The organism is Exiguobacterium sp. s150, assembly GCF_018618435.1.
Taxonomy (GTDB): domain Bacteria; phylum Bacillota; class Bacilli; order Exiguobacteriales; family Exiguobacteriaceae; genus Exiguobacterium; species Exiguobacterium alkaliphilum.
In genome coordinates, this window is record NZ_JACSMC010000021.1 from 42,700 (window position 1) to 50,001 (window position 7,302).

General features: G+C 53.2%; 10 protein-coding genes. 8 read left to right on the plus strand and 2 right to left on the minus strand.

The genetic code is table 11. The annotated features are described in order from the left end of the window. Positions 1 to 131: 131 nt before the first annotated feature. Complete coding sequence (locus KNP76_RS10815; protein WP_034807813.1) at positions 132 to 1,028, minus strand: aldo/keto reductase; 897 nt, start codon at positions 1,026 to 1,028, stop codon at positions 132 to 134. Between the two features lie 135 nt (positions 1,029 to 1,163). On the opposite strand from KNP76_RS10815, the gene KNP76_RS10820 reads away from it, so the two are divergent. From KNP76_RS10820 to KNP76_RS10835, 4 genes are all read left to right on the plus strand, one after another. Beyond that, positions 1,164 to 1,775, plus strand: a complete 612-nt coding sequence (locus tag KNP76_RS10820; protein ID WP_211780320.1) for a protein kinase family protein — start codon at positions 1,164 to 1,166, stop codon at positions 1,773 to 1,775. 86 nt (positions 1,776 to 1,861) lie between these two features. Then, positions 1,862 to 2,188: a four-helix bundle copper-binding protein gene (locus KNP76_RS10825; RefSeq protein ID WP_034807807.1), complete on the plus strand. Its 327-nt coding sequence runs from the start codon at positions 1,862 to 1,864 to the stop codon at positions 2,186 to 2,188. 110 nt (positions 2,189 to 2,298) lie between these two features. Then, positions 2,299 to 2,811: a GNAT family N-acetyltransferase gene (locus KNP76_RS10830; protein ID WP_034807804.1), complete on the plus strand. Its 513-nt coding sequence runs from the start codon at positions 2,299 to 2,301 to the stop codon at positions 2,809 to 2,811. 67 nt (positions 2,812 to 2,878) lie between these two features. After that, complete coding sequence (locus tag KNP76_RS10835; protein WP_214844537.1) at positions 2,879 to 3,217, plus strand: zinc ribbon domain-containing protein YjdM; 339 nt, start codon at positions 2,879 to 2,881, stop codon at positions 3,215 to 3,217. A 44-nt stretch (positions 3,218 to 3,261) separates the two neighbouring features. On the opposite strand, the gene KNP76_RS10840 is transcribed toward KNP76_RS10835, so the two are convergent. After that, positions 3,262 to 4,719, minus strand: coding sequence for an aldehyde dehydrogenase family protein (locus KNP76_RS10840; RefSeq protein WP_214844538.1), 1,458 nt, complete (start codon positions 4,717 to 4,719; stop codon positions 3,262 to 3,264). 170 nt (positions 4,720 to 4,889) lie between these two features. Between KNP76_RS10840 and KNP76_RS10845 the strand changes: the two genes are divergently transcribed. From KNP76_RS10845 to KNP76_RS10860, 4 genes are read left to right on the plus strand one after another with little or no spacing between them, the layout of a single operon-like run. Then, the gene (locus KNP76_RS10845) at positions 4,890 to 5,243 is read left to right on the plus strand and encodes a PadR family transcriptional regulator (protein WP_034816206.1); all 354 of its coding nucleotides are present in this window, start codon (positions 4,890 to 4,892) and stop codon (positions 5,241 to 5,243) included. A 4-nt stretch (positions 5,244 to 5,247) separates the two neighbouring features. Beyond that, positions 5,248 to 5,973: an HAAS domain-containing protein gene (locus KNP76_RS10850; protein ID WP_214844539.1), complete on the plus strand. Its 726-nt coding sequence runs from the start codon at positions 5,248 to 5,250 to the stop codon at positions 5,971 to 5,973. Further along, the gene (locus tag KNP76_RS10855; protein WP_214844540.1) at positions 5,973 to 6,329 is read left to right on the plus strand and encodes a hypothetical protein; all 357 of its coding nucleotides are present in this window, start codon (positions 5,973 to 5,975) and stop codon (positions 6,327 to 6,329) included. Before KNP76_RS10850 ends, KNP76_RS10855 begins: the two co-directional genes overlap by 1 nt. 58 nt (positions 6,330 to 6,387) lie before the next feature. After that, a complete protein-coding gene (locus KNP76_RS10860) occupies positions 6,388 to 7,254 on the plus strand; it encodes an alpha/beta hydrolase (RefSeq protein WP_214844541.1) in 867 nt (288 codons plus the stop codon). The last annotated feature ends 48 nt before the right edge of the window (positions 7,255 to 7,302 follow it).

The following is a 7,302-nucleotide window of genomic DNA, read 5'->3' on the forward strand; positions in this document are numbered from 1 at the left end:
TGGGGTTTAACGTTTTTAAACGTGTCGACTTTTGACGAATAATGAAGGATTATCAATCGTTTAGCGAATCGTATTTACATTGACTTTTTTTGAAAAATGTGATTAAAGGAATTAATTGTATATTTAATCCTTTAATCTACATCTCGGCCGCGTGCGGCCTTCAAAATTTCGAACCATTCTTCACGAGTCAGTTCGACTTCGAGTGCCTCGACGCCACGCTCGACTCGGTCAATTTTCCCAGAACCGATAATCGGCATGATGCGCGCCGGGTGTTTTAATAACCAGGCGTAAACGACTACATCGATTCCATGCGCACCGTGCCGCTCAGCGATTTCTTTCAATTTGTCGCGAAGTGGTGCATACGAATCGTCTGAGAAGAGTCGTCCGCCAGCGAGCGGGCTCCATGCCATGAGCGGCATCCGTTCTTCATGACACAGGTCGACCGCCCCATCCTCGAAGTGCTTCAGTTGCATCGGCGAAAGTTCGAGTTGGTTCGTCACCAGCTTGTAAGGCAGGCGTGATTGAAGCAGGCGCTGCTGTGACGGCAGATGGTTCGATACGCCGAACGTCCGGACTTTGCCACTGTCGTGCAACGCGTTGAACGCCTCGGCGATGTCGTCCGGGTCCATGAGCGGGTCCGGGCGGTGAATCAACAACGTGTCAATGTGATCGATGCCGAGCTCTGAGAGCGACCGTTCGGCTTGGGCGATGATATGCGCCTTTGTCGTGTCATAATGGTTGATGGTCTGGCCCGGATTGAAGTCGCCTGTAAGCTTAATGCCCGTCTTCGTGACGATCTCGATTTGGTCACGGAGCTCCGGCTTCAAGCGAAGCGCTTCTCCAAACAGCCCTTCACACGTGTAGCCACCGTAAATGTCGGCATGGTCGAACGTCGTGATGCCGAGCTCGATGCACGACTCGATGAACGTGAGCCGCTCTTGGGCGCTCATGTTCCATTCGGCGAGACGCCACATGCCATGGACGATGCGTGAGAATGATAAGTCTTCAGTAAGCGTGATGCGTTGCATAATCATTCCTCCTCTTTGTCAATCGCTTTCATTATACGGATAAATCGACGAAGCGTCACTTTGCCGATTCGAGGATGCAGTCAAATCGACTAAAATCCGCTATGATAAAAACACAATCTAGAAGAGGAGCCCCTCATGAGACGCTATCACGACTACGCCGACGTGGTGTTCGACCAATCCGGTCACGAGACCCACGTGATCAGGCATCACGATCAACTCGAGTTACATGGAATCGGGCGAAGCGCCGCGGTGTTTCGAATCAACGGGACCGCCCGCGTCATCAAAGTGTTTTTCCCCGGTTTCACTCACATCGCGGCCGAAGAGCACGTCATTTATGACACGCTGCAAGGGGTGCCGCACTTCCCACGGCTCTATGAGGCCGGGCCGAATTATATCGTCATCGACTACATCGCGGGGAAGACGCTATTTGAATGTTTGACCGAAGGGATTTGGATTGACGCGTCTTATATCAATCAAGTCGATGAAGCGCTCCTTGCGGCACGGGCGCTCGGGCTGACACCGTCCGACGTCCATTTGCGAAACATCATCCTCAGTCCGGACGGGCGCATCTATTTAATCGATTTGGCCCGATTCCGTCAAGGCCAGCACGTCGACCATCAATGGGAAGATTTGAAGCGGATGTATCGGCTCTACCGTCTCCCGTTCATGCCGAAGCGTTATTCGAAACGGCTGTTGAATGCGGTCGCTTACCTATATCGGACGTTCGTCAACGACCCGAGACAGTGAGCGGGCCGTTTTTTTTTTTGGCGATTAGGGAACAACAGTAACGTATTGGACTTGTCACCTCAGTTAAAAAAAAGGAGGATCCATTTATGCATCGGATTTATGCGAACGAATTGGAGACGCTACATGACTGTGTCGAGACGTGTAACTACTGTTTGGAATCGTGTCTAGAAGAGAAAGACGTGAAGATGATGGTCGATTGCATCCGACTCGACCGTGAATGCGCCGCCCTCTGTACATTTCTCGCCGAGGCGATGACGCGGGATTCGGCGTTCGTGCCGGAACTTGCCCGGGCTTGTGCCGTCGTCTGTAAGGCGTGCGCCCAGGAGTGTGAGAAACACAAGCATGAGCATTGTCAGGAATGCGCACGCGTCTGTTTCGAGTGCGCGTCGATGTGCGATCGGTTGGCCGCATAATGTAAAAAAGTCAGTCGGTCGACTGACTTTTTTATGTGGGAGCAAATCGCCACGTGTATTTTGAAATCGAGATAAGTATAATGAAGAAAACGCTAAGAAAGTGGTGCCTCATGATTCGAACTTGTCGACGCGACGACCTTCAGGCCGTCCTACATATTTACAACGATGCTATCGTCAACAGTACCGCCGTCTATCACTATGAACCGGTGACGCTTCAAAACCGAATCGCCTGGTATGAAGAGAAGAAGGCATCCGGTCTTCCGGTAATCGTCTGGGAAGAAGCGGACGTCGTCATGGGATTCGCCACGTTCGGTCCGTTCCGACCTTGGCCAGCCTATAAATACACGGTGGAGCACTCGATTTACGTCCATCCCGGTTACCGCAGCAAAGGGATTGGCAACAAGTTGCTCCGTGAGATTATCCGTCTCGCAGAAGAGCGTGAGTATAAGACCGTCATCGGTGGTATCGACGCTTCGAACGTGACGAGTATCCGGGCTCACGAAAAAGTCGGATTCGTTCATTCCGGTACGGTGAAACGGGCCGGCTACAAGTTTGGAAAATGGCTTGATTTATCATTCTATCAACTCGATTTGAACGGTCCGGAGACGCCGGAAGAGGGCTGAGCGGTAGCTGTCGGACGTTCCGAAATTACGATATACTGGCTACAGGGAATCGAATGGAGGAATCAGCATGACAGAACTACCGAATTGTCAGAAGTGTCAATCCACGTACGTGTATGAGGATGGGGGCTTGCTCGTCTGTCCGGAATGCGCCTACGAGTGGTCACCGAGCGAGGCGGCCGAGGCAGAAGCGGACGCGCAAATCAAAGACGCGAACGGCAACGTGCTCCAAGACGGGGACACGGTCACGGTCATCAAAGATTTGAAGGTGAAAGGGACGTCGCTCGTCGTCAAACAAGGCACGAAAGTGAAAGGCATCCGTCTCGTCGATGGCGATCATGATATCGACTGCAAAATCGATGGGCTCGGTGCGATGAAACTCAAATCGGAATTTGTGAAGAAAATCTAAAAAAGCGTGTCGGTCCGCAAACGGATCAACACGCTTTTTGCTGCTTACGAGAAGAAGGGTTTGTATTCTCGGCGTTCGTGCATGACGGAGACCCATTGGAGCGTCGTGAACTCCTCGAGCACCCATTCGCCGTTGAAACGGCCAAGACCAGAATCTTTCTCGCCACCGAACGGCAAGTGCGGCTCGTCGTTCACCGATTGATCGTTGACGTGAATCATCCCGGTCTCGACGTTTCGGGCGAACTCGGTCGCGCGATAGATTGAACCGTGGACGGCACCGCTCAGTCCGTATGGCAACTCGTTCGAGAGTTTCAGCGCCTCGGCGTCGTCCTTGAACGACAGAATGACGGCGACCGGTCCGAAAATCTCATTTTTCGCGAGCGGCATGTCGTTCGTGACACCGCTCACGACAGTCGGCTCGAGCACGTTCCCGTCAGCGTTACCGCCGACCTGGAGCGTCGCACCAGCGTCGACCGTCTGCTTGATTTGATCAAGGATACGGTCGACTTGGTCGTGGTCGATGAGTGGACCGACTTGTGTGTCTGATTCGTTCGGGTTGCCGAACTTCAAGGCACGGACCCGATCAACGAATTTTTTGAGGAATTCATCGTGAATCGACTCGGCGACGAGGATTCGGTTCGTCGACATACAGATTTGCCCTTGGTGATAGAATTTCGAATAGACGGCCGATTCCACGGCACGGTCGATGTCGGCGTCGTCTAAGACGACGAAGACGTTATTCCCACCGAGTTCGAGCGCTGTCTTTTTCAACAGGCGTCCGGCCTTCTCGGCGATCCCTTTGCCGACCTCGGTCGAACCGGTGAACGAGATGAGTTTTGGCACCGGGTGCTCGACGATGGCGTCCCCAATCTCAGAACCGCGACCGACGACGATGTTCAAAACGCCTTTCGGAAGACCCGCTTCTTCAAAGAGCGAGGCGAAGAGGAGACCTCCTGTGACCGGTGTCGCCGTAGCCGGTTTGACGACGACGGTGTTCCCCGTCGCGAGGGCGGAGACGATTGAGCGGACCGCGAGGTGGAAGGGGAAGTTCCATGGGCTGATGACGCCGATGACGCCGAGCGGTTTCCGGTAGACGCGGTTCTCTTTGTTCGGGACGATCGACGGCTTGATGAGGCCGTCCATGCGGAACGGGAACGTCGCCGCTTCCTTGATGATCGCCATCGATGCTAAAAATTCACCTTCTGCTTTAATGCGCGTGCTGCCCGACTCTTTGATGAGCCACTCGATGATGTCATCTTTATGCTCGAGCGTCACTTCGGCGAACTTCTCAATCAAGGCGCGTCGGTTTTGTGGGAGCATCGTCGCCCATTCGGTTTGTGCTTCCTTTGCAACCGCGTAGGCTTTGTCGAGATCGGATTCGTCGGCCGAGCGGATGGAGAACAACGTCTCGTCCGTGAACGGATTGGTGTTATCAATCGATTTGTCGCTCGATCCTTCGACCCACTGGCCATCGATGTACATCTTCGTAAAATCGGTATGCATACTCAAACACTCCTTTATGTTTTTGCTTCACCTTAAGAAGTATTCACCTGATTTGAAAAATTAAACCTATCGATGCGCAACTAGCTTGTTTTACAAAATAGTTACGCTTGGTAGTACCTTCCATTACTATTATGTATAACAAGTTAGTTTGATGAAAGCGAGGTCACGCCATGGCGATGAGTCAGATGTTGAAAGGATTGCTCGAAGGGTGCCTGTTGGCCATCATCGATAAAGGAGAGACGTACGGCTACGAGATGTCGGAGAAGTTGCAGGCGTACGGATTCACGATGGTGAGTGAGGGCAGCATCTATCCGGTGTTATTGCGGATGAAGAAAGACGGCTGGGTCGAGACGATTCAAAAGACACTGCCGTCCGGAGGGCCGAAGCGAAAGTATTACATCTTGACGGAGGCGGGGCAACAAGAATTGCTCGCCTTCAAACAACGTTGGGCGGAAGTGTCAAGCGGCGTCGACCGCGTACTCGGAGAGGGGAATGAAGATGGAGCTTTCAAAAAAGAGTCGTGATTTTTTGGATGATTTAGCAGTCTATCTTATGTCGAGTGGGAAAGCGGAAGAGGAAGTGCACGACGTCGTCGCCGAGCTCAAAGATCACCTCGAGGAAGCGGAACGGGCAGGAAAAAGTGTGGACGATGTCGTCGGCCAAAGTCCGAAAGCCTATATGCAGCATCTCGGGCATGAGATGGCGTTTGATGGGAAAGGCTTTTTCAAAATCATCGCGATGTTGGTTCCGAACGTGTTCGCCTACATCATCATCGGTAACTTCATTCAAGGCGAGATGACGTTCTCGACGGTTCAGCTGATCGGGTTCCCGCTCGTAGCCGTCCTGTTCTTGCTGGCCGCCTCGCAAGCGTTCCGCAATCTGTCCGTCCGTTCGAAAGCAAGTCCATTCAAAAACGGGGCGACGTACATCGCGCTTGCCGTGTTGCCGATGACGCTGTTCCTCGGTCTGATGGTGCTCGACATCTTCGTCGAGACCCCGACGATCGTGTTCGGTTCGACCGGCCAACTCGTCTTGCTCGGAATGGCCGTCGTTACGTTACTCATCGTCTCGGTGTGGACGAAGACGTGGATCAATCTGATTATTCCGCTGCTCTTATTCGGGCCGCAATACGCGTTCGCCCAGACGAGTTTGCCGCTCGAGCAACAACTGATATTCTCGATGTTGATTTTGGTCGTCGGGATGGGCGTCTTCTTGTTCGTCTGGTGGAAAAAGAATCAACAGGGGCAAGCCTGATGCTAGGGCGAATCATCTTCGTCGTCCTCCTGTGTCTGCCGTGGGGTTTCTTCGTGACAGCATCAGACTTTCTTTTAGGGAATGCGTTCGGGTATGTCATGATTCCGGTCATTATGTGGTGGGGCGCGTGGCGGTTTGCTCGACGTGGGATGTTCCCGTGGCTCGCATTCGGACTCATCGTATCTTATTTCATTTCCACGGCGATGGTTTGGCGTGTCGACGGGGCGTGGGATTACTTCTTTAAGCCGTTCAATCAGTTCATCGTCATGAACATCTGGACGATGGTGTTCGCGATTGGTGTTGGCTTGACGTCCTTTTATCGTTGGGCATTTCGAAAAACGCACGATTCTGCTTAAGGTTGGACGCGGCTGGGAATAGGCAACTGAACGCCAATAGAGAAAGAAGGGATTCCCATTGCCAGTCAATCCGACGATTCAATTTTATTTAAACCAGCTGCAAAATGACTTGCCGGTCACATACGATCGATTGGATCCGCTCGAATTGAGAAGACAAGAAGATGCGATGATGACCCGATTTCAACATAAAGAGCACGTCCAGGAAGTGGAAGAGATTACGCTCACCCTCTCCGGCCGGACGATTCCGGGGCGGGTATATCGGACAACCGAGACCATCGCCCCGGTGCTCGTTTACTATCACGGAGGCGGCTATGTCAGCGGCAGCCTCGACACACATGACGCGATTTGCCGGACGCTCGCGAACGAGGCGGATTGTACCGTTATCTCAATCGGTTACCGTCTCGCGCCGGAGCACAAGTTCCCGGCCGCTGTCGAAGATGCGTACGGCGCCCTCGTCTGGGTGGCCGATCACGCGGATACGTTACGGATTGACCGGGCCCGCATCGCCGTCGGCGGTGACAGTGCCGGCGGGGCGCTCGTGACGGTCAGCGCCTTAATCGCCGTCGAACGAGACGGCCCGCCAGTGGTGCACCAACTGCTCCTCTACCCGGTCACTGGGACCGAGGAAAACGTGCCGTTGTCGATGGTTGAGCATGCGAACGGCTACTTGCTCGACGAGGGGTTGATTCGATGGTTCCAGCATCAGTATTTTAACGATGAGACGGAGCTGACACACCCGTACGCTTCGCCAATTTTTTCCGAATATTTGGCCGAGTATGACCCGCTCCGCGACCTCGGTCGAGCGTATGCGAATAAACTGATTAGCCTCGGGGTGCCGGTGACGTGCCACAATTACGGAGGACTCATCCACGGCTTCGTTAATTATTACAGATTATACGAGCAGGAAAGCCCATACCGGGCATAGCCCGCCTTTAGGCATGGGATGAACGTGAGTTCGGATGTGAAAAACATC

What these genes read in the sequence shown, in the direction of transcription:
- KNP76_RS10840 (WP_214844538.1), bottom strand. Translation starts at nt 4,719, where the DNA reads ATGCATACCGATTTTACGAAGATGTACATCGATGGCCAGTGGGTCGAA.
- KNP76_RS10825 (WP_034807807.1), top strand. Translation starts at nt 1,862, where the DNA reads ATGCATCGGATTTATGCGAACGAATTGGAGACGCTACATGACTGTGTC.
- KNP76_RS10835 (WP_214844537.1), top strand. Translation starts at nt 2,879, where the DNA reads ATGACAGAACTACCGAATTGTCAGAAGTGTCAATCCACGTACGTGTAT.
- KNP76_RS10855 (WP_214844540.1), top strand. Translation starts at nt 5,973, where the DNA reads ATGCTAGGGCGAATCATCTTCGTCGTCCTCCTGTGTCTGCCGTGGGGT.
- KNP76_RS10820 (WP_211780320.1), top strand. Translation starts at nt 1,164, where the DNA reads ATGAGACGCTATCACGACTACGCCGACGTGGTGTTCGACCAATCCGGT.
- KNP76_RS10830 (WP_034807804.1), top strand. Translation starts at nt 2,299, where the DNA reads ATGATTCGAACTTGTCGACGCGACGACCTTCAGGCCGTCCTACATATT.
- KNP76_RS10815 (WP_034807813.1), bottom strand. Translation starts at nt 1,028, where the DNA reads ATGCAACGCATCACGCTTACTGAAGACTTATCATTCTCACGCATCGTC.
- KNP76_RS10845 (WP_034816206.1), top strand. Translation starts at nt 4,890, where the DNA reads ATGGCGATGAGTCAGATGTTGAAAGGATTGCTCGAAGGGTGCCTGTTG.